Below are 23,196 nucleotides of genomic sequence, written 5' to 3'. Positions count from 1 at the left end.
TGCAGGGCAGATGGAGGTGGACTCATGAATAAAAAAATAGGGTCTGCGGCGTTCCTGGCAGCGTTTATGCTGCTAGGAACGGCATGCGGAGAGAAACCAGGGGCAGCACCTGTCCCTGCGGAGGAGAAGCCGGCAGCTCCTGTCCAGGAGACTGCAGAGGCCGGAAACGAAGGCACTACCACGGCGCCGTCACAGACGCCATCCAGCACGCAGGGTGCAGGCGGAAGCACAGGGGGCAGTGAAGCCCCCTCTACGTCAACGCCTCAGGAAGAAGCCGAGCCAGCGCAGCAAAGTGAAGAGATCAAAGTATACTATACTGATCCTGATTTGATGGAGCTTCTCGAGGATACAGCCAAGATTACGTATACCGATGAAAAAGCGAAATACCAGGCGGCTTACGATGCGCTTCAGAAGAGCACATCTCAGGAGATGGTTCCGCTCTGGAGTAACATGAAGCTTCTTTCCTTGTCATTTGAGGATGGAGATCTGACACTGGATCTGCATATGCCGGATACGGCAAACATGGGCTCCACGGGAGAGGATTTTGCAATTCGGGCGCTCAAGGGCACCTACTTTCAATTTGATGAAGTGGAAACCATTCAGCTGCTGCTCGACGGTAAGCAGGTAGAGAGCCTGATGGGACATGTGACGCTGTATAACCCGGAAACCCGCTAGCTGCTGGAAGGAGATCACATTCTGCTGTCGAATATGTCAAAGAACGCGTATAGCAGAAATGAAAGGAGCAACAACAATGTCATCTAAACGAAGAAATATTCATTCCAAAAAAGTGGTCTCCGCCGTCATGGCCGGGCTTATGGTTATGGGAACTGGCGTATCTGCAGAGCCTGCAGCACCTACAGCAGTCAGCGCGGCGCTCTCGACGCCTGTTTTCAGTGATGTCGTCAGCGGCTATTGGGGAGAAAAATACATTTATAAACTGGCGGCTCAAGGGATTATAACTGGTAATAACGGCAAGTTTCGTCCTAATGATCCCGTAACTCAGCAGGAAGCTATGACGATGGCAATCCGTTTCTTGAATTTGAATGTGAATGAAGGCACCGGCACGGCTGCGACATTACCGACAAATATGAAAGTAAATAATTACTTTGTACCGTACGTCAGCCTGGCGCTTTCGCAAAACCTGCTCAATCAAGAGAAAGAATCGCAGTATGCCGATGACAGCATGATCTGGGGAGCTCAAACGGCAACCCGGGAATGGATTACCGAGGTGCTGATCCGCTCCATCGGCCGTACTGCAGATGCGCAAGCAGCCATGTCGGAAGCTTCAGGCTTTGCAGACCATGGCAGCATTTCACCTGACCGCGCAGGGTATGTCAATACCGCCGTTGAGCTGGGTCTTGCCCAAGGCGTGACGGCTAATCGGTTTGATCCGAAAGGAGCGGTCACCCGGGCTCAGCTGGCTACCTTTTTTAGCCGGGCTCAGGCCTACATAGATGAACAGTATGAGAATCAATATGAGGGCGTCGTCACCTCAATGAGCGATGGCGGGCTGACTCTGTATACCGATGGACAGAGCCAGACATTTTCACTGCAGCCTTCCACGGCCTATTTTGAGAAAGAGGCTGCCGGACGCATTACACAAGGAGATATCCAGCCTTACACGAAGGTAACCGTCATTGCGAAGGATGGTGCAGCAGCTTATGTCGAGCTTATGGATAAAGAGCAGCAGCTGGAATCTTTTGAACGGAAATTTGAGCGTCTGTCCCCCGACCAGGTCATATGGTTTGATACGGGATCGAGCTTTGAGTCTCTGTCTTACACAAAAGATACCCTCTTCCTGGATCAAAACGGCAGCAAGATTGATCCTGCCGATCCCAAGACATTGGTGCCGGGCAGTGTAGTAACTGTGCAGCGGGAAACCTTTACGCCACAGAAGCAGATTGTAGCGATCACGGTGAAGGATGGCGTAGTGAACAAAACGGCGACAGGGGTCATTCAGTCAGTGGATCTCAATGGCAAGAAGCTTACGGTGCAGACCACGACGGGGTCTGCAGAAACCTACAGCTATGAAGGAGCCATCATCAAATACCAAACCCAGCTGCTGACACCTTCTGAATTAAAGGCGGGAGCTGTCGTGAATTACACGGTTGAGAACAGTGTGCTGAAGAGCGTTGAAATTAGCCAGAGCGTTGACCGCACCGTTAGCGCCATGCTGTATTCAGCCGATCCCAACGGGAAATTCATTACGTATAAACGTTCTGGCAGCACGCAGCTGGAAATCAAGGTGCTGGCCTCTCAGCCGGAGCTGATTGTCAGCGGGATTGCAAGACCGGTGCTGGATGACCTCATCTTTGACGAGAAGGCCGGCGACGAGGTGGAGCTGATCATTAATGGCGATGAGCAGGTCACCAAGATCACGGTCGTAGGACGTCAGTCCGAGCTGATGAAGCAGGCGGTCGTAGCGAGATATGATGCAGCCAAGAAGTGGCTGATGGTAAGCGACAGCGCCGGCAAGCCGCACGTGATGATCCTGGATGAGAAGACCAAGCTGGAGTCCTCGGCCGGCAGCTCGCTGTCCGCGGTTGAAGGTCTGCTCGGTTCTGGCAGAAAGGTGAACATCAAGCATCTGGGCAACCGCGCACTATCCCTGGAAGTCATTTATCAGTACGAGGGCACAGTGACGGAGATCAATACAGCCGCCAAGACGGTTACGATTCTCACCGACAACGGTGAAACCGTGAAGCTGCCATTCTCGAATCCGAAGGTAGAGCTGTACAGTAAGGCTTCCGCCTCGCTCTCGGATATTAAAATCGGCGACGAGGTCTATGCGGAGCTTTCCGCTAACCAGGATATGCTGGCCAGCTTGAAGTCCAAGGCTTTCGTTCAGTTTGAGGTGGGATCGGTGGAGCCTTCCTTAAACCGGCTTACGGTTAAGCACGATGGGGTGTCCAAGCTCATTTACACTGACAAAACCGTCATGAGTGACGAGAACGGCCAACCGATTCAGATTAGTGCCTTGAAGCCAGGCAGTCTGGTCAATGTACAGTTTACAGGCACAACGCCAACCTCGATCCAGGAGGTTCGTCTGACGCTAGGCCAAGTGATGGCTGTGGATGCTGCCGCTAACACGCTGACCGTGAAAGACTTTAATGGAACGCAGCAAGTCATTTCGGCAGCAGGCGGGGTCAAGATGAACCGCGGTGGCGCGGTGTCCACAAGCTTGGCCGGCCTCACCCTTAATGACCGGGTCGAGGTTCACAAGGACATTAGCGGAGTGACCGTAGTCAAGGTTCTGGATTCTTTATCAAAAACGTTCTGGAAATCTCAAAATGGCGAAATTTATGTAAAACGGACGTACACAACGGATGAATATCGCTTCCGTACGTCAAGTAGCGTATTTGTTCACCAAAATGATCAGAACTTGTCCGTGCAATCCCTGAAAGAAAATGATAATATTGTACTGTATTTCAACAACGGCACCGTTGTAGAGGTCGTGAAACAATAGTTATCACTGAGGGATACACGAGAAACACCGTCTTGATGCGGGATTTGCTCGCATCAAGACTTTTTTTTGCGGGAGGACCAGCGATGAATAATTCTACCGTACGTCACATTCTCGATACCATCGGCGCTATGTACCCGGGTGCACACTGCGAGCTGAATCATAACAATGCATTCGAGCTAACCATTGCCGTGCTGCTGTCTGCTCAATGTTCCGATGAAACAGTGAACAAAGTGACGAAGGACTTGTTCCAGAAATACAAAACCCCGCAGGATTATGTCTCGGTTCCGATTGAAGAGCTGGAGCAGGACATCCGACGGATCGGGTTGTACCGTAACAAGGCGAAGCACATACACCAGCTGTGCCTCATTCTGATTGAGCAGTATGGAAGTGCAGTGCCAGAGGCTCATGATGAGCTGGTCAAGCTTCCAGGTGTGGGCCGCAAAACTGCGAATGTTGTGGTATCCAATGCCTTTGGTGTACCGGCCATCGCGGTGGATACGCATGTGGAGCGGGTGTCCAAGCGGCTGGGACTGGCTGGCTGGAAGGACAGCGTGCTGGAAGTCGAGAAAAAGCTGATGAAGCGCGTCCCTCGGGATGAGTGGACACTGACGCATCACCGGCTCATTTTTTTCGGCCGTTATCATTGCAAGGCGCAAAATCCGATGTGCCAGGTATGTCCGCTGCTGGACCTGTGCCGTGAAGGAAAGAAACGTATGAAAACATCAGTCGTCAGGAAGAATAAGGATTAGCAGGCTGGCGGCACAAAGTAGACAAAGAGGATGGGATTAAACATGAAATGCATCTCGGTATACACGGATAATTTTGAATTGTTCTCTGACATTTTTGAACAGGTGGTTGAAACCCAGCTGGAAGAGAATGAAGAGAAGGAGGTTGAAGGCGTAACCTTCAGCCATTCCGGTGAAGCGCCGGAAAATTATTTGGAACGGATGTCGCAAAAGGCAGAGGTCGTCGTTATGCGCGATAAATCCCGCGGCGTGACCATTTTGCAGCATGGAAACGTGTTTGAAATTCTCATTCCGGAAACCGAGAGCGCAGCTGCGCTGTAAGCTTTAGAGCCGGGGACAAAGCATGGAATAGCGAGGCCGCAGGGGAGTCTTCCCGATCTGCGGCCTCTTTCCATATATTCCGGCGAGATGGTACAATGAAGGAATGGAGAAATCAAGCATCCCTGATGACAGGATCGGAAGAGGAGCGAATGACAAGTGAAAGCTGTTACAGCACATGAAACCGGATTCAATGCAGACCTGCTGCAGGAAGCCATTGCGCAATTCCAGGCGTGGAATGATGAATCCTCCGCGGAGCTGGCCAAGGATCTTCAACGGAAACAGGAAGCCAAGGAATTAACACTCGCCTTCTGCGGGCATTTCTCGGCAGGCAAGTCCAGTATGATCAATGCCCTGTGCGGCAAAAAGGTGCTTCCATCCGGCCCCGTGCCGACAAGCGCAAATATTGTAACGATTCGAAACGGAGACGCCAAGGCGGTGATCCACCGGGCAGACGGAGCCGTCGAAGAGAGCATTACGGTAACGACCGAGGAGCTGGCTGAATACTGCAAGGCTGGCGGCGACTACCGTGCTATTGAGGTGTGGGATCAGGTTCCGGTGCTTCAAGGCCATGGTGTACTGATGGATACACCAGGTGTGGACTCCACGGACGACGGCCATCAGAAGGCGACTCACTCCGCGCTGCATTTGGCCGATGTTGTTTTTTATGTGATGGATTACAATCATGTTCAGTCTGAGAGCAATCTTATGTTTGCCAAGAGCCTGTCGGATTGGGGGAAGCCGCTGTATCTGATTGTCAATCAGATCGACAAGCACCGAGATGAGGAGCTCAGCCTGGCGTCTTACCTGAGTGACGTTCGCAAAGCGTTCCGGCAGTGGAACATTCAATATCAGGGATTGCTCTGCATCTCACTGAAGGTGCACGATTATCCCTATAATCAATGGCCGGAGCTGCAGTCCGTCATTGCCGGCCTCCTGGAGCAGTCGCGGTCCTTGCTGGACTACAGTGTAGCCTCTTCGCTACGGCAGGTCGCGCATTCTCATGGAGAGGCATTTGCGAGAAGTCATCAGGAGGAGAAGGAGGCGCTGCTGGAGGAGATTGGGGGCCAAGCTGCGCTGGAGGCGCTGAATCAGCGTCTTGCGGAGGAAGAGGCCGAGCTTTCATCTGCCCGGAATATGCCGGAGGTGACGGCAACGGCTTTCCGCAAGGAAGGAGATGCACTGCTGGCGAATGCAAACCTGATGCCTGCCGAGCTGCGGGACCTGGCCTTGTCCTGGCTGGAGAGCCAGAAAAGCGGCTTTAAGGTCGGCTTTCTGTTCTCTAGTGGCAAGACGGGCGAGGAGAAGAAGCGACGGCAGGAGCAGCTTCTGGAGCGGCTGAAGCAGCAGGTGTCCTCACAGGTCGAATTCCATTTGCGCCAGCTGTGGAAGAGCAGCATGGAGGCCATCTCTTCTTTCGGTGAAGAACAGGAGCAGGTCCTGGATTCTGTGCTTCCGAGGGTTACAGCGGAGCTGCTGCTTCAGACTGTGGAGCCGCAGGCGATTCTCTCCGGAGAATATATGCTGAACTATTGCCGGAAGCTCGCCGATCAGATCAAGGCGAGCTATCGGCAGGCGGTCCTGACCTTGGCGGACCGCCTCAAACAGGCCGCCGCGGACGCAGCTTCAGTCCGCGTGGCCGAGCTCTCGCGCCGTCACGCAGAGCTGACGGCGCAATCGGCGGCCGCCGCCCGCTATGCTGCGCTGCAGCAGGCGGAGGCCGCCCGCAGCGGCGCGGCTGCGCAGCTCGCGCCGCCGCCAGAGCCGCTCACCCCCGGCCTCCTGCCGGAGGTGAGCGAGCCGGCTGCGCAGCCGCAGGCCGCAGCCGAGCCCGCCCCTGCGGCTGCGCCGCCGCAGGGGGAAGGGCTGCCCCGCCGCGTGCCGCAAGGCGGGGGCCGGCGCCAGCGCCTGGAAGCAGCGGCAGCGAAGCTGCGGGCTGCTTCGGCGCTGCTGGCGCCGCATCCCGCGCTGGCGCAAGCTGCGCGGGATCTGGACGCCCGCGCGGACAGCCTCGCGGGCGGCTCCTTCACGATGGCGCTGTTCGGTGCCTTCAGCGCCGGCAAATCCTCTTTCGCCAACGCCCTGCTGGGCGAACGCGTCCTGCCGGTATCGCCGCACCCGACCACCGCGGCGGTCAATCGCATTCTGGCACCGAATGCTGACCATCTGCACGGAACGGCGGAAGTGAAGATGAAGACCTATGACACCTGGTGGGATGATCTGAACTATTCCTTTCAGGTTCTGGGCCTGGAGCAGCCCACCAAGAGCAGCTGGCGCAAGGCCGCAGAGGAGCTAACCCCCGCCGGTATTCACCCGGCAGGGCTGCCGCATTACGGTTTTCTAAAGGCAGCAGCGGCCGGCTGGGAGGACATGGAGTCCCGGCTAGGCAGCATCATGACCGTGGGACTGGAGGAATACCGGGGCTTCGTAGCCGACGAAACCAAGTCCTGCTATGTTGAGGGCATCGACCTGTACTATGGCTGTGACCTGACAGAGCAAGGCATCGTGCTGGTCGATACGCCAGGGGCCGATTCCCTGCATGCACGGCATACCGGTGTCACGTTCAGCTATATCAAGAATGCGGACGCTATTTTATATGTGACTTATTATAATCATGCCTTTTCCAAGGCCGACCGTCAGTTTCTGTCGCAGCTGGGCCGGGTGAAGGACAGCTTTACCCTGGACAAAATGTTCTTCATTGTCAACGCGGCCGATCTGGCTTCCTCACAGGAAGAGCTGGAGCAGGTGGTAGAGCATGTCCAGGATAATCTGAAGCGAAGCGGCATTAGCCGGCCGAGCATTTTTCCGGTTTCCAGTCTGGAATCCCTGAGAGCCAAGCAGGCGGCAGATGATGTCAAGCTGGCATCCTCCGGCTTCCTGTCATTTGAGAAGACCCTGAATCATTTTGCCGTGGAGGAGCTGCCCGGCTTGTCTCTGCGGGCAGGCCTGGACAGCATTAGAGAGGCTTCTGGGAAAGCGGAGAGGTGGGCCAGACTGGCTGAGGAGGACGCGGACAGCCGCAAAGTGAGAGCCCAGCGGCTGGAGGAATCCCGCACACAAGCTGTCTGTATGCTGGAAGAGCTGCCAGTCATCAGCTATGAGCGCGATGTGCAGGAGGAATGTGGTGAGCTGTTGTTCCACGTTCGTCAGCGGCTTGATTATGCCATGGGTTCCTTTTTCCAGGATGCCTTCCATCCCTCGGTACTGCGCGAGGATGGCGGCAGTCTGAAGGCGGCGTTCGCGGCCTGCGGGAAGGATCTTCAGCGCACACTGGCGCTGGAGCTGGATCAGGAGCTGTGGGCTACCACGCTCAGATTGGAGGCGACAGGGCGCAAGCTCTGCTCCAAAGCCGTTCAGCGCGTGCTGGATCGTATTAAAGAGCTTGAAGAAGGTCTCGCCTTGTCCGTAAGTCTGGAACTGGAGTGGCCTGCTCCCACGCTGCCGGAAAGTGCGCTTCAGCAGCCGAAGGACTGGGGTCCGTATTGGAGCCTGTTCAAGAATCCGAGGCATTTCTTCGAAAGTCAGGGCAGCCTCAAGCTGCGGGAGCAGGCTGAGCCGTTAGTGAAGGAGGACATTGCCGTTCTCCTTGCATCAAGGTCTCACGAGCTGGTCCGTCATTACACCGAGCAAACGACCGTGGCCTTGACGCAGTATAGAGATGTGCTGCTGGAGCAGCTGGAGCAGGCTGTGAAGGCCATGCAAACGTCTCTTGCTGGCGGACAGTCTGCAGAGCAGTGGCGACAGCTGGCCCAAGAGCTGAAGAGCATTAGCGAGTAAAGCGGAATAGATCCATATTGAAACGGCGAATCCGGGGTCATGCAGCCCCGGTTTCGCCGTTTTTTGACGTGCTGCCGACGCCTAAGATGTCAGGTATTTTTGCTTGGTGATATGCTTTTTTGAAAATGTCACCATATTGTCAGAATTAAAGAGGAAAGCCGATGATTTCATCATGAAGAAACGATAAGTTGCACGAAACGCTTTCAGAAGGTCAGATCATCGCCAATTCCGCTTTTTTTTGTCTTTGCCGCTTTTGGAAGTCGGTGATAAACTTCATAAATGCTACATAACTGTTCGTATTGAGATTAGGGAGGATTAAGATGAATGTTCTCAGGCAACTGCAGGGCTTCTTTTGGGAGAAACGAGTCTATCTCTTTCTTTCCATACTGTGTCTGGCGATGGCGACCGCGCTCGGACTGGTATACCCGTACCTGCTGCAGCGTTTGATCGATGATGCGATCAGACCGGAAAATTTCGGCCTGGTGCCTCAGCTGGCACTCACGGTCGTAGGGGTCGTAACGATCAAAGCATTTCTGCAATTTTTACACGGATTTTATGGTGGAAGGCTCGGTAATTTCTTAGCTTATCAAATGCGGAACGCCTGTTACGAAAAGCTCCAATTTCTGTCCTTCCGGTACTATGATACCGCGCGGACCGGAGACCTGATGTCCCGCCTGACGGGAGATCTGGAAGCGATTCGGATGTTTATCGGATTTGGCTTTGCGCAGCTGCTGAATGTGGTCATGATGGTCACCTTCGGCTCCATCATGATGTTCTCCATCAGCTGGAAGCTGACACTGTTCACCATGATCAGCATGCCATTCCTGGTCGTCACAGCGCTGCGGTTTGAATCCAAGATTCATCCGGCCTTTCAGGAAATGCGCCTGGCGCTGAGCTCGCTGACGACGGCCGTGCAGGAGAACATTACCGGTGTGCGGACCGTCAAGTCCTTTGCCCGGGAGCCGCATGAGGTCGTTAAATTTTCAGGGCGTAATGAACGTTATAAAAGCAATCAGATTTTTGCGTCCGCGCTGTGGGCGCGTTTCTTTCCTTTAATGGAGCTCTTTGCCAACATCAGTGTCGTGCTGTTGCTGCTGTTCGGTGGACGTATGGTCATTAATCAGGAGCTGACGTTGGGACAGCTGGTTGCCTTTTTCAGTCTGATCTGGTACATCATCGGACCGCTTTGGGGCATTGGATTTCATATTAACAACTACACTCAATCCAAAGCCTCCGGAGAGCGGGTGCTGGAGCTGCTCCATCAGCCGGTCGATGTTGAGGACAGTGAAGATGCCATAACACTGAAGCCCGATGAGGTCAAGGGGCATGTCGTGTTTGACAGCGTGACCTTTGCTTATGGAAACAAAATGGCGGCAGTTAAAGATATTCAGCTTCATGCCAAACCAGGATCTGTTATCGGCTTGCTAGGGGGAACCGGCTCCGGTAAATCAACGATCATTCAGCTGCTGATGCATGCTTATAACGTGAACTCCGGCAGCATTACGCTCGATGGAGTGAACGTGAAGGACATTAAAGTCCGCAGCCTTCGCAGCCAGATCGCGACCGTATTTCAGGAGACGTTCCTGTTCTCCTCCAGCATTCGCAATAATATCGCCTACGGCATGAAAAATGTAAGCATGGAAGACATTATTCGTGCAGCCAAGCTGGCGAAGGCGCATGATTTCATCATGGAGATGGAGCATGGCTACGATACCGTGGTCGGGGAGCGCGGAATGGGCCTCTCCGGAGGTCAGAAGCAGCGGATCGCCATTGCGCGGGCTTTGCTGAAGGACCCTAAAATACTCATCCTCGACGATGCCACCAGTGCCGTCGATATGGAAACCGAGCATGAGATTCAGTCGGGGTTCCAGGAGGTTATGAACGGGAGAACGACCTTTATTATCGCGCATCGGATTTCCTCACTGCGTCATGCTGATGAAATTCTCGTTCTGGATGAAGGGGTGATCGTACAGCGCGGCAAGCATGATGAGCTGATCGAGCTCGACGGCCCTTACCGGGATGTCTATCAGATTCAATATGCCGACCTGATCGCCAGACGCTCGGGGGGAACTGTGGAAGGGCAGGTGCAGTCATGAGCGCAGGATTAAAGAGCAAGAGGCGGCCTGAGCCCTCCGCGAGTGGAGCAGGGGCGAAAGAAACCTTGAATGAACGCTTTGTGTATCAGGATGATGAAGCGATTGAGAAGCCGTTTAACTGGAAGCAGCTGGCTCGTTTGGCTTCCTATATGAGGCCTTATGCGAAGCAGATGATTCCGTTAGTCATCATCCTGATGCTGATTGGCACGGTGACGAAGCTGACGGTGCCTTATTTGACGGGTATGGCTATAGATAAGGCATTAGGCGCCGAGACAGGCAGCACGAACCTGACCCTGCTTTATCAAATCGCTGCGGCCGTTCTGCTCTTATTCGTAGTACAGTATATTACCGGCATTTTCCGCATCAAGTATACGAATATTATCGGGCAGCGGGTCATCTACGATCTGCGGACGGATTTGTTCCGCCATATCCAGAAGCTGTCGTTTAACTTCTTTGATAAACGCCCGGCGGGATCTGTGCTTGTCCGTGTGACGAATGACGTGAACTCCCTTCAGGATTTGTTTACGAACGGGGTCGTTAACCTCATGATTGACTGTGTCCAGCTCTTCGGGATTGTGATCATCCTGCTGGCCATTAACTTCAAGCTGGGTCTGGCCGTCATTGTGACCGTTCCGATCATGTTCTTGATTTCGACCGCACTGCGGGTTCGCATTCGTCGCGCCTGGCAGGAGGTTCGTGCAAAGAACTCCCGGATCAACTCGCACTTGAATGAATCCATACAGGGCATTCGTGTCACGCAGGCATACACTCAAGAAGAAGAAAACATGAAGTTCTTTGATGCCATGAACATGGACAGCAAAAAATCCTGGGATAAAGCTTCAGCCATGAACCAGGCCTTCGGACCGATGATCGAAATTACCGGCGGTGTCGGGACATTAATTCTGTTCTGGCTTGGCGCGTCTTTGATTGAGAGCAATGAGCTGACCATCGGCCTGCTGATTGCCTTCTCGAACTATGTCGGCAACTTCTGGGAGCCGATTAACCGGCTGGGCATGATGTATAATCAGCTGCTTGTAGCCATGGCATCCTCGGAGCGCATTTTCGAGTTTATTGATGAGAAGCCGAACATTGCCGATGCCGAAGCGGCAAAGAAAATTCCAGCGATTCAGGGTAACATTCAGCTGAGAGATGTCGTATTTGAATATGAACCGGGGCGCCAAGCGCTCAAGGGCATTAACTTGGATGTGAAAGCAGGCCAGTCCATCGCGCTTGTCGGGCACACCGGCTCGGGTAAAAGCACCATCATCAATCTGCTCAGCCGTTTCTATGATATCACCAGCGGAACGATTACGATTGACGGGTATGATATCCGAAAAGTTACGGTAGACAGTCTGCGAAGCCAGATCGGAATCGTGCTCCAGGATACCTTCATCTTCTCGGGTACCATTCGGGACAATATTCGTTTTGGGCGTCTGGATGCAACCGATGAGGAGATTGAGCAGGTGGCCAAAGCTGTCGGCGCCCATGACTTTATCGTCAGCATGCCAGGCGGCTATGAAACCGAGGTCGAGGAGCGCGGTAACATGCTCTCTATGGGCCAAAGACAGCTGCTGTCCTTTGCCCGGGCTCTGCTGGCGGATCCTCGTATTCTTATTTTGGATGAAGCTACGGCTTCCATAGATACCGAGACTGAGCTGAAAATTCAGGAGGCGCTGAAGCTGCTGCTGAAGGGGCGAACCTCATTTATCGTAGCTCACCGGCTCTCGACCATTCGCCACGCTGACCATATCGTAGTGCTGGATCATGGACGCATTATGGAGGAGGGCAATCATCACGAGCTGATGACCCAGCAAGGAATTTATTATGGGTTAATTGAGGCCCAGTACAAATTTCTGTAAGTTTCGGCAGAAGAAACCTGTGGCAATATGGGGAAAATTGTCGATATGGACTTGAAATCTCTCTGAGAAAGAAAGAAAATAAGAGAGTGGAGAGTTGATATCATAGTAGAAGGGAAGCTTGAGGGTAAATGAGCATGGAAAGCGTTATGTCTGCGCCTGCACTGCTGATTCGAACGTATGAGAGCAGAGATCTGGAATCCGTCACGTCCCTGATGCGCGAGTTGTCCTATCCGACGACACAAAGTGTCATTCGGGAGCAGATGGAGAATATGTCGTGCAATTCGTCCCACTGCAATCTGATTGCAGAACAGAATGGGAAGGTAGTAGGCATGATTATGCTTCGGCAGGTCAAGTCCTACACGATGACGGAGAGAATCACTCAAATTACGTCGCTGTTCGTAACCTCAAACTGCCGCGGCCAAGGAATCGGCAAACGATTGGTTCGCGGGGGAGAGAACTGGGGAAGACAGCACGGAAGCAACCTCTTGTTTCTTACAAGCGGCAACCGGGAAGGCTTAGCCCCGGCACATGCATTTTTCGAACATATTGGCTTTGAAAAGAACGGCTATCAGTTCACCAAAAAGCTGTAGCCCTACCCTTCCTTTGCCCGGCTCCTAAGTGGAGCCGGGTTTTTCTTTATACTCCGAGAGCAGTTGAAGCATCACTTTCCAACTTTTGCAGGATGGCGGATTGGTTAAATCATGCTACAATGATTACATATTGGTGACAAAATTGTAACCAAATTAAAAAGCTCAAAGGAGAGATTGAACCTTATGCGCAAACATATGATGAAAAAAGCAGCGGCAGGAAGCCTGGCTGCAGTGTTGTCCGTTGGACTGCTCTTTCCGTCCTCGGCCTCTGCCGCTTCCTCGACAGATCGCTATGCAGGACTGAAGCAGCAAATCGAGCAATATTTAAAAAGTCAGGGTTATGGAAGCTTTAAATGGCTTGTGCCTGGCGAGCGTGTAACCCAGCAGCCCGCTCCAGCCCCGAGCCAGCCTGAAGCGACCAAGCCTAGTGAGCCCGCATCTCCAGCCCCAAGCCAGCCTGAAGTGCCCAAGCAGCAGCCAGCAGCGCCCGTAACTACCGAACAGGCAGCTATGGAAGCCAAAGTGGTTGAGCTGGTCAATCAGGAGCGCACCAAGGCAGGACTGAAGTCTTTGACTGTTCACCAGGAGCTTGCTGCTATGGCTCTAGATAAAGCAAAGGATATGAGCAGCAACAATTACTTTGCTCATACATCTCCAACCTACGGCTCTCCATTTGATATGATGAAGGCTTACGGAATCTCTTACAGATACGCCGGTGAGAATATTGCTAAAGGTCAACGGACACCGGAGGAAGTGATGAAGGCGTGGATGAACAGCGAAGGTCATCGCAAGAACATCCTGTCTCCGAATTTTACGATGATCGGTGTCGGCTATTACAACGGACATTGGGTTCAGGAATTTATTAGCCAGTAAAGCAGACGTCCGGCCTTCCCCTCAAGGCCGGAGGAGTCTAAGGCTTTAGGCTCACTATTTATAGAAAGCGGCGGTCTCAAAAGTAGATTTTTGTTTAACGAGACAGCTCACTTAAGTGAGATCTGAAGCAAAAAATAAAGACGTGGTGGAGCCAGGGAGGTGATCCCAGCACTGCCACGTCTTTATTATTGAATGTACAAATGAGACCGCTCCTTTTTAGATGGTTGCTAGACACTTCCATTCTACTAAAGGGCGGTTTCTTTATCTTACCTGTGTTTTGGGGAATGGATATGCGCGGAGCATCTCTATAACAACAAACGAGATCATCCCGCAAGACCCTAGATCTTTTGGACAGCCGCTTTTTGTCTTTTTGCCGATTTGCAAAATGCGACGGGAAGTTTTATGTTTATGTACATATACAGCAGGGATCAACGCCTTTTGAACTGCTACGATAAGACTATGAACAGCCGGAGGGATACAGTTGAACTCATCAAAATGGATATGGCGGACGACGGCAGCAATTTCGATCGCCGCGACGATTACGCTTCTCATCGGATTTATTTATGCGTATCAGGATATTAATCAGCCGACAGCTGATTCTTTCGAGCCGGTGACGTCAGAAAGGGAGAAGGCGGAGGAGGCCAGTGAGAGCTCCGCATCAGAAACAGAAGAGTTCCCTGCTGGTGAGAAAGACGGAGAAAAGACCTCCGTGCTGCCTCCGCTGCCAGAACGAGTCAAGGTCACTGCGCTTGGAGATTCTCTCGCGAAAGGAACGGGAGACAATAGCGGAGAAGGTTATGTTCGGCGCAGCATCACAAGACTGAATGAGATCGGAGTCCAGAGTGAGCTGTTAAACAATTTGGCCATCAACGGACTGACAACGGAGGGATTGCTATCCAATCTGAAGGATTCGGGCATGCAATATGCGCTGGAGAAGTCAGATCTGATTCTATTGTCCATTGGCGGAAATGATCTGTTTCAAAACAGCGGACTTACGGATAATGCTCAAGCCCAAAGCGGGGAAGCTGCATTGGATCCGGAGCAGCTGGTGCAGGAGATTCCTGCCGCAACGGAAAGGCTGAAGCAGATTATTCAGTCCATCCGTGAAATCAATCCTACCGCCCGCATTCTATACCTGGGGCTTTATCATCCGTTCGGAGATATTGAAGGGCTGCTGCTGCCTGGGAATATGGCTGTTTCATCCTGGAATTATGCGGCCCAGCAGGTTATTAATGAAGATGCCAATGCGATGTTGATTCCGACCTTTGATCTGTTTCAAGGTAAACTGGAGCAGTATCTGTCCGGAGACCATTTCCATCCCAATGGAGAAGGCTATCAGCAGATCGCAGATCGAATCGCGCAAGGCCTTCAATAGCCGAGGATGACCTGTTTACACTTCTTTATTCAAGCCACTGAACTCACGGGAGGAGCTGCAAGGTATGCAACATGCGTCAGATGAAATCGTGCTGTCTGTGAATCATGTGAAGAAAAAGATCGGGCGAAAATGGATTATCAAGGATGTAACCTTTGATATTCGCGCCGGAGAGGTGTTTGGTTTTCTGGGTCCTAACGGTGCGGGTAAAACAACAACGATCCGCATGCTGGTGGATTTGATTAAACCGACCGAAGGCGTGATTAAGGTTTGCGGCTACAATGTAAACACGCAGCAGGAGCAGGCGCTGCAATATGTCGGCTCTATTGTCGAAAATCCGGAGATGTACAGCTATTTGACCGGTTGGGAGAACCTGGAGCACTTTGCAAGAATGCAGCCGGGTGTGGATGCGGCGCGGATCGCAGAGGTTGTTGACATTGTCGGAATGGATAAACGGATTCACGACAAGGTTCGCACCTATTCCCTCGGCATGCGTCAACGTTTGGGAATTGCCCAGGCACTTCTTGGCCGGCCCAGGCTGTTAATTCTGGATGAGCCAACCAATGGTCTGGATCCCAAGGGCATCAAGGAAATGCGACAGTTCATTCATCGCTTGGCTGCGGAGGGCTTGGCGGTGTTTGTATCAAGCCATCTTCTTAGTGAAATCCAGCTGCTGTGCGACCGGGTAGCCATTATTAGCCGGGGCTCCGTGCTGGCTGTAGGCGGAGTTCAGGATCTGATTGCGGGAAGCTCCGGCTATGTCATCTGGCATGTGTCTTCCCAGGCGGAGGCTCAATCCATTTTGTCCACAGTAGAGGGCTGTGAAATTATCGAGAAGCCTGGCGAGGTGCTGGATGATTCTGTCCTGGCTGGAATGGGACAGAAGGCACTGGTCACAATACTGTCGGAGGACATGACTCCTCTAGCGGTTCGCAAGCTGATGGAAGCAGGTATTGAGGTGTTCGGTGTCAGCCGGATCAATCCTACACTGGAACAGCTGTTCCTGCAGATGACGGAGGGTGAGAGCATTGAATAATATACTGCCGCTGATCCAGAATGAGACGATCAAGGTCATCAAGAAAAAGCGTTTTTACGTTATTCTTCTCGTCATCCTGATCCTAGTGCCCATGTTCACGTATGCCCAGGTCAAGTCCGCAGAGCGAAACAAAGGGAAATTTAACGACGACTGGCGATTAGAGCTGCAGCAGAGCATTATTGATAATCAGAATTCCTTGGGAAGTGACCGTATTCCCGAAGAATATAAAAAATACCGGCAAATTTATATTCAGCAAATGCAGTACTATCTGGATCAGGATGTAAATCCCAATCAGCCGACAGGCGTAAACTTTACGAGGGAATTTATGAACAATGCGGTTTCACTGTTTATTCCCCTGCTCATTATGGCTGTCGCTTCAGACCTGGTGTCTGGAGAACGAACAACAGGCACGATCAAAATGCTGCTGACCCGCCCGGTCAAGCGCTGGAAGATTCTGCTCAGCAAGATGATCACGCTTATATTATTCGTCTCGCTCATCATTTTGGCCACTTATATCCTTGCATACGGCATATCCGGACTTGCCTTCGGCTATAAAGGCCTGCAGCTGCCCGTATTTACCGGCTTTAAGATTACAGGTACAGAGGTAGATCTATCCTCCGTACATGCGATTCCACAGTGGCAATATATTCTTATGCAGGGTGGCCTGACCTGGTTTGTGAGTGTATGTGTCGCTTTACTCGCCTTTATGGTTTCTGTGCTGGTGCGGAGCACAGCCGCCAGCATCGTCGTGATGATGGCTGCGCTGATCTCTGGTACAATTTTGACGAATATGGCATCAGCCTGGACAAGCGCCAAATATTTGTTTATGGTGAACCTGAATCTTCCAGGATATCTGGAAGGCAGATTGCCTCCAATTGAGGGCATGACACTGAATTTTTCACTGGCTGTGCTGGCGGTTTGGGGTCTTGCCGCGGTGATCATTTCATTCACCGTCTTTACGAGAAGGGATATTTTGAATTAAAATGTACAAAGTATAAAAACATTTGTTTGCATTTTAAGCCAAACCACCTTATATTGTGTCAAGGTTAAGCGAAGAAAAGAAGGAGGAGCATGAATGGTCGAACAGATCGATGGGTTTGCAGAGTCATCACAGAGCGGCCAGGGCCGCCCGGGATACGATGCTGACGACATTCAAGTGCTCGAAGGCCTCGTTGCAGTACGCAAGCGGCCAGGCATGTACATAGGCAGCACAAGTTCATCCGGACTGCACCATCTCGTATGGGAAATCGTGGATAATGCAGTCGATGAGCACCTGGCGAAGTACTGCACGAGAATTGAAATCCAATTGCACAAGGACCAGTCCATTACCGTCATAGACAATGGCAGGGGCATTCCAACCGGAATGCACAAGACCGGGATCCCGACACCACAGGTCGTGTTTACGATCCTGCATGCCGGCGGCAAATTCGGCGGCGGCGGATACAAGAAGTCCGGGGGTCTTCATGGTGTCGGTGCTTCCGTAACGAATGCGCTGTCAGAATGGCTGGAGGTCGAGATTTTCCGTGACGGCAAAATTCATCGTCAGCGTTTTGAATACTGGCAGGACAAGAAGGGCCGTGAGCATGTAGGCGAGCCGGTGACCGGCCTTGAAGTGACGGGCAATACGAATAAGACCGGAACCAAGGTAACCTTTAAGCCGGACGCCCGGGTCTTTGCTTCGGGCATCCATTTGAACTATGACACGCTGGCTGAACGTCTGCAGGAAATTGCCTTCCTGAACTCCGGACTGCGAATTGTGCTGAAGGACGAGCGCAGCGGGAATCAGGATGAATTTTTTTACGAAGGCGGGGCAAGCCAGTTCGTCGCTTTCCTGAACGAAGGCAAGGATGTACTGCATGATGTCATCCATTTCTCTGCGGAGAAAGAAGACATCGAGGTCGAAATTGCGATGCAATATAACGCCGGCTATACCGAGACGCTGGCATCTTTCGTAAACTCAATCCCGACCCGGGGCGGAGGCACGCATGAGACCGGCTTCAAGACTGCGTATACCCGGGCCATGAACGAGTACGCCCGCAAGAACCAGCTCTTGAAGGAGAAGGATAAGAATCTGGAGGGCGGCGACCTGCGTGAAGGCATGATGGCGATTATTAGCGTCAAAATGTCCGAGGTCGAGTTCGTTGGACAAACGAAGGATCAGCTGGGAAGTGCTTCTGCCCGGAGTGCGGTAGAGAGCATTGTCACTGACAAAATGCAGATCTTCCTGGAAGAGAATCCGCAGATTGCCCAGACCCTCCTGAAGAAAGCCATACAGGCGTCTAAAGCCCGGGAGGCGGCTCGGAAGGCCAGAGACGAAATGCGTACCGGGAAGAAGCGCAGCGAAAGCTCCAATCTGGGCGGCAAGCTTTCTCCTGCCCAGTCCAAGGACTTCACCAAGACAGAGCTGTTTATTGTCGAAGGCGATTCCGCGGGCGGTTCGGCGAAGCAGGGACGGGACTCCAAGCTGCAGGCGATTCTACCGCTCAAGGGCAAACCGATGAACCCAGAGAAATCCAAGCTTGCAGACATTCTGAAGAATGAAGAATACCGTGCTATTGTTGCAGCGATCGGCGCCGGGATCGGCAATGAATTCTCGGCAGGCGACAGCAATTATTCCAAAATTATTATCATGACTGATGCGGACACGGACGGCGCCCACATCCAGGTGCTGCTGCTGACCTTCTTTTATCGCTACATGAAGCCGCTGATTGACGCCGGGCGCGTCTATATTGCCCAGCCGCCGCTTTACAAGATTTCGAGCAAATCCGGCAAGCTGGAAACGGTAAGATATGCATGGAATGAAGCCCAGCTCGCAAACTATTTAAAGCAGTTCAAGAGCTACGAGCTTCAGCGGTACAAGGGTCTTGGGGAAATGAATCCGGAGCAGCTGTGGGAAACGACCATGAATCCGGAATCCAGAACGCTGCTGCAGGTTCAGATTGAGGATGCTGCCAAGGCGGAGCGCCGGGTATCCACGCTGATGGGCGATAAGGTTGACCCGCGTAAGCGCTGGATCGTGGATAATGTCAACTTCGCAGAGTTTGAGGAATAGAAGGTGAAGCCATGAGTTTATCAGAACAGTTTTTGCCGGCATTTCTGGAAGAGGTCGTCGGCGACCGCTTCGGCCGGTATTCCAAATATATAATTCAGGATCGTGCCATTCCCGATGTTCGTGACGGCCTAAAGCCCGTGCAGCGCCGGATTCTTTACGCCATGTACGATTCCGGCAACACGCCGGACAAGCCATACCGTAAATCCGCCAAGACGGTTGGGGACGTTATGGGTAATTATCATCCTCACGGGGATTCCTCGATTTATGAGGGGATGGTGCGGATGGCGCAGCCCTGGAAGATGGGGCATGTGCTTGTCGACGGTCACGGCAACTGGGGCTCTCAGGATGATGATCCTGCGGCTGCCATGCGTTACACGGAAGCCCGCCTGTCTCCGATTGCCATGGAGCTGCTGCGGGATATTGAGAAGCGTACGGTGCTGTTTAAGGACAACTTCGATAACACTGCCAAGGAGCCTGTCGTGCTTCCTTCTCGGTACCCGAATTTGCTGGTCAACGGAACCAGCGGCATTTCCGCCGGCTTCGCGACAGAGATTCCACCGCATAATCTGCGGGAGGTCATCGATGCTTGTATTGCCTTGATGCAGAAGCCGGAGATTGAGCTGAGCGAGATTATGACCTTTATTAAAGGACCGGATTTCCCGACAGGCGGAATTATCATGGGACAATCGGGCATTGAGGACGCATACCAGACCGGGAAAGGCCGGGTATATCTTCGTTCCCTTACCGAGATTGAATCACTTCGCGGCGGGAAGCAGCAGATTGTAATTAAGGAGATCCCATTTCAGGTTGTAAAAGCAAGACTCGTCACTGCAATGGAGAACATTCGTCTGGAGAAAAAGGTTGAGGGGATTGCCGAGGTTCGTGATGAGAGCGGCCGGGAAGGCCTGCGTATTGTTGTCGAGCTGAAAAAGGATGCCGATGCGAACGGAATCCTTGCCTATTTGCTGAAGAAAACAGATCTGCAGGTCAATTACAATTTCAACATGGTCGCCATTGTGAACAAAGCTCCGCAGCAGCTTGGTTTGAAAGACATGCTGCAGGCTTATATTGATCATCAGCGCGAGGTCGTCACACACCGGACTCAATTCGAGCTGGAGAAGGCCGAGGACCGCTCTCATGTACTGGAGGGTCTGGTCAAGGCACTGAACATTCTGGATGAGGTCATTGCAGCGATCAAGGCTTCGAAGAATCGTCAGGATGCACAGAACAATCTGCAGTGGATGTTCGGCTTCACCGAGCGTCAGGCGGATTCCATTCTAACGCTGCAGCTGTACCGATTGACGAATCTGGAAATACACTCGCTGCAGAAGGAGCTTGATGAGCTCGAGAAGAAGATTGACACGCTCCGCGGAATTCTGAACAGTGATAAGAAGCTGATCCAGGTCATTCGCAAGGAATTGATGGAGATTCGCGAGAAGTACGGAATCGAGCGTCGTGCCAAAATTCAAGAAGAGGTTGAAGAGATCAAGGTAAACCTGGAGGTCATGGTCGCTGCAGAGGATGTGCTGGTTACGCTGTCCAAGGATGGCTACGTCAAGCGGACAAGCCGTATGTCCTTCACCCGCTCTGGAGGTGAGCTGGACAGCTCCGGCGTGAAAGAGGGCGATTACATCACCCGCGTGCTGGAGGTGAATACCCTTCAGAATCTGCTTATATTTACGCAGCGGGGTCAATACTTTGTCTTGCCGGTGCATCAGATTCCCGAGTACAAGTGGAAGGAAGCCGGGACCGCCATCGTCAACGTCATTCAGCTGGCAAAAGAGGATCTTATTGTATCGGTTCTTCCGATTTCCAGCTTTGAAGAGGCCCGTCAGAGCCTCGTCTTCGTCACCGCGAAGGGTCAAGTTAAGCGTTCGGAGCTTAAGGATTATGAGACCAAACGGTCTGGTGCCGTAGCAGCCGTCAAGCTGGGAGCAGAGGACAAGGTCATTTCCGTCAGCATGAGCCAGGGTAATCAGGATCTGGTCCTGATTACAGCTGCCGGCATGAGCATTCGCTTTCAGGAATCCGAGGTGAACCCGATGGGACGTGTATCGGGGGGCGTTAAAGGCATCCAGCTTCGTGAAGATGATCAGGTTATCGCCGCTCTATGGGTTACTGAGGATGAGGGTGAAATTTTCGTGATTAGTGATCTGGGCTATGGCAAACGCTCGCTGCTGGCTGATTATCTTGCCCAGAGTCGGGGAGGCAAAGGCATTGTGACCTTTGAATTCAAGGAGGGCAAGAGAGTAAAACCGAATGGAAGCCGGCTCATTGGCGCTTATTACTGTAAAGAGCCGTTGTCCTTGACTGCATATGCCCAGGACAACAGCTTGTATCATTTCAGTACCGAGCAGGCACCCATTGGAGATCGGAAATCCATTGGCAAGCTGCTGGCGGATGTCGGCCGCAAAGGCGAGCTGAAGGACATCATTCAGCAGCCTGTATTTAAAACGCCAGGCATGTAATATGAAAGTATGCTTTAGCATCCGTTTCCCGGACCTTGGGGAGCGGATGCTTTTTTGTGTGCAAGCCGTGCAGTGACATGAATATGTCGAAACCAGGGCATGTCTGAAGCACCTTGTCGGGATGAGGCTGACGGCATTTGTCGCTTCCTTGGAAGTTTTATTTTTTATCATTTTCGGCAGGAATAAGCTTCCTGTGAGACGAAACTTAACGCTATAAACTACCGGAAAAAGGGCTGCCGGGTGCTTCATCGTTGAGGATCCGGGGAACACATCACAAACTAGAAAGGGGAAGGTTTAACCATGCATTCTCATGAATTTGCCAAGGTATGGTCCAGGATCGCTAAAGACTATAAGCTGCATATGGAGCAGGGCTTGGCTCCATCGCTCACGGAGGCGCAGCTGACTGTGCTGGAGGTATTGGAGGAGCGGAGGCGAATGAAGCCCTCGGACTTCATCCCTTATCTGGCTACAAGTCCAGCTGCGGTCACCATGCTGCTGGATCGCATGGAGAAGAACCGACTCATTATTCGGGAGCGGGATGAGAGAGATCGCCGCATTGTGTGGGTCAGCATTTCGACCATCGGACGTCAGGAGATGCAGCGCGGTATTCAGGTCAGAAATGAATATTTAAATCAGATGCTTAATCGCATCTCTTCCCATAATCAGCAGCTGCTGGTATATCTGCTAGGCAAGGTGGGCACAATGCCCCGCGAAGTTGGCTAGCGGAGGGTTCTCCCGCTGAAATGACATGCTTGGCAGCAGCAAAAAGGAGCCTGATCATCTCAGGCTCCAGCCGTACGTTTATGATGTGCTGCAATGCTGATCTACTGCGGAGGAAACCAAACTCTCTGGATACAGGCTCCAGGGGTAAGTCGCGGGTGGATTAGAGCGGAGCTGCACCTGCTCTTTACTGACGGGATGAGACAAGCTGACCAGCAGGGACCAGAGCGCTAGCTGCTGTCCCGGCTTGTTCTGCCGGCTGCCATATTTCTGGTCTCCGTACAAGGGATGGCCGAGATGACTGAGCTGGACCCGGATCTGGTGGGGACGGCCGGTATGCAGTTCTATGAGAAGCAGGCTGAAGCCATCCTGCTCTGCAAGTACTTTGTAATCCAGCACCGCCTCCTTGGCCCCTTCCGTTCCCTTAGGAACCACGGTGACGGTGTTGGTGCGGCTGTCCTTGCTGAGTGCATCCTGCAGGCGTCCCGAAGGACGGTGCAGGGTACCGTGCACCACAGCGGCATACAGCTTCTTAAAGCTGCGGCTGCGCACTGCATCCGACAGCCGCGACGCTGCTTTAGACGTCTTTGCGAACACCATCGCACCTCCCACGGGGCGGTCGAGACGATGGACCAGGCCAAGGTAGACATTGCCAGGCTTGTTGTAGCGCTCTTTGAGATCCTCTTTGAGCAAAGTGAGCATATCGGGATCACCGGAGGCATCCTCTTGCGACGGTATGTTTACCGGCTTGATGACACCCAGCAGATGGTTGTCTTCGTACAGAACGGGAATGTCAGAGCCTTGCAAACGGGATGTGCTCATC

Annotated in this window: 16 protein-coding genes; 15 read left to right on the top strand and 1 reads right to left on the bottom strand. The window is 52.6% G+C overall.

What is annotated here, in order from left to right:
* Positions 1–24: 24 nt before the first annotated feature.
* From JJQ72_RS03860 to JJQ72_RS03790, 15 genes are all read left to right on the top strand, one after another.
* Positions 25–675 carry a GerMN domain-containing protein gene (locus JJQ72_RS03860; RefSeq protein ID WP_208202826.1) on the top strand — a complete coding sequence of 217 codons (651 nt, stop codon included), beginning with the start codon at positions 25–27 and terminating at the stop codon, positions 673–675.
* 76 nt (positions 676–751) lie between these two features.
* Positions 752–3,466, top strand: coding sequence for an S-layer homology domain-containing protein (locus JJQ72_RS03855; RefSeq protein ID WP_208202825.1), 2,715 nt, complete (start codon positions 752–754; stop codon positions 3,464–3,466).
* Between the two features lie 83 nt (positions 3,467–3,549).
* Positions 3,550–4,215: an endonuclease III gene (gene nth / locus JJQ72_RS03850; RefSeq protein WP_208202824.1), complete on the top strand. Its 666-nt coding sequence runs from the start codon at positions 3,550–3,552 to the stop codon at positions 4,213–4,215.
* A gap of 42 nt (positions 4,216–4,257) precedes the next feature.
* Entirely contained in the window at positions 4,258–4,533 is a 276-nt protein-coding gene (locus JJQ72_RS03845; protein ID WP_138225630.1) for an NAD/NADP transhydrogenase alpha subunit, read from the top strand.
* Positions 4,534–4,689: 156 nt separating this feature from the next.
* Entirely contained in the window at positions 4,690–8,307 is a 3,618-nt protein-coding gene (locus tag JJQ72_RS03840; protein ID WP_208202823.1) for a dynamin family protein, read from the top strand.
* Positions 8,308–8,627: 320 nt separating this feature from the next.
* Entirely contained in the window at positions 8,628–10,403 is a 1,776-nt protein-coding gene (locus JJQ72_RS03835) for an ABC transporter ATP-binding protein (protein ID WP_138225632.1), read from the top strand.
* On the top strand, positions 10,400–12,262 hold the full coding sequence (locus JJQ72_RS03830; protein WP_138225633.1) for an ABC transporter ATP-binding protein: 1,863 nt from the start codon (positions 10,400–10,402) through the stop codon (positions 12,260–12,262). The genes JJQ72_RS03835 and JJQ72_RS03830 overlap by 4 nt, the downstream gene beginning before the upstream one ends.
* Before the next feature lie 128 nt (positions 12,263–12,390).
* A complete protein-coding gene (locus JJQ72_RS03825; protein ID WP_138225634.1) occupies positions 12,391–12,852 on the top strand; it encodes a GNAT family N-acetyltransferase in 462 nt (153 codons plus the stop codon).
* Positions 12,853–13,035: 183 nt separating this feature from the next.
* Positions 13,036–13,725, top strand: coding sequence for a CAP domain-containing protein (locus JJQ72_RS03820; protein WP_175415257.1), 690 nt, complete (start codon positions 13,036–13,038; stop codon positions 13,723–13,725).
* Between the two features lie 481 nt (positions 13,726–14,206).
* Entirely contained in the window at positions 14,207–15,100 is an 894-nt protein-coding gene (locus tag JJQ72_RS03815; protein ID WP_208202822.1) for a GDSL-type esterase/lipase family protein, read from the top strand.
* A gap of 64 nt (positions 15,101–15,164) precedes the next feature.
* Positions 15,165–16,133 carry an ABC transporter ATP-binding protein gene (locus tag JJQ72_RS03810; RefSeq protein ID WP_208202821.1) on the top strand — a complete coding sequence of 323 codons (969 nt, stop codon included), beginning with the start codon at positions 15,165–15,167 and terminating at the stop codon, positions 16,131–16,133.
* Complete coding sequence (locus JJQ72_RS03805; protein WP_138225637.1) at positions 16,126–17,115, top strand: ABC transporter permease; 990 nt, start codon at positions 16,126–16,128, stop codon at positions 17,113–17,115. Before JJQ72_RS03810 ends, JJQ72_RS03805 begins: the two co-directional genes overlap by 8 nt.
* 93 nt (positions 17,116–17,208) lie before the next feature.
* Complete coding sequence (gene parE / locus JJQ72_RS03800; protein ID WP_208202820.1) at positions 17,209–19,185, top strand: DNA topoisomerase IV subunit B; 1,977 nt, start codon at positions 17,209–17,211, stop codon at positions 19,183–19,185.
* Positions 19,186–19,196: 11 nt separating this feature from the next.
* A complete protein-coding gene (parC, locus tag JJQ72_RS03795) occupies positions 19,197–21,653 on the top strand; it encodes a DNA topoisomerase IV subunit A (RefSeq protein WP_208202819.1) in 2,457 nt (818 codons plus the stop codon).
* Positions 21,654–21,953: 300 nt separating this feature from the next.
* Entirely contained in the window at positions 21,954–22,376 is a 423-nt protein-coding gene (locus tag JJQ72_RS03790; protein WP_138225640.1) for a MarR family transcriptional regulator, read from the top strand.
* Between the two features lie 78 nt (positions 22,377–22,454).
* Here the strand turns inward: JJQ72_RS03790 and JJQ72_RS03785 are convergent, their stop codons facing one another.
* Positions 22,455–23,195 carry an RluA family pseudouridine synthase gene (locus JJQ72_RS03785; protein ID WP_208202818.1) on the bottom strand — a complete coding sequence of 247 codons (741 nt, stop codon included), beginning with the start codon at positions 23,193–23,195 and terminating at the stop codon, positions 22,455–22,457.
* Between the last annotated feature and the right edge of the window lies 1 nt (position 23,196).

Origin of the sequence: Paenibacillus sp. F411 (assembly GCF_017582705.1) — a bacterium.
Classification (GTDB): domain Bacteria; phylum Bacillota; class Bacilli; order Paenibacillales; family Paenibacillaceae; genus Paenibacillus_AQ; species Paenibacillus_AQ algicola.
Note: the sequence above shows the minus strand (reverse complement) of the source record. Positions and strands in the feature narration are given on the sequence as shown.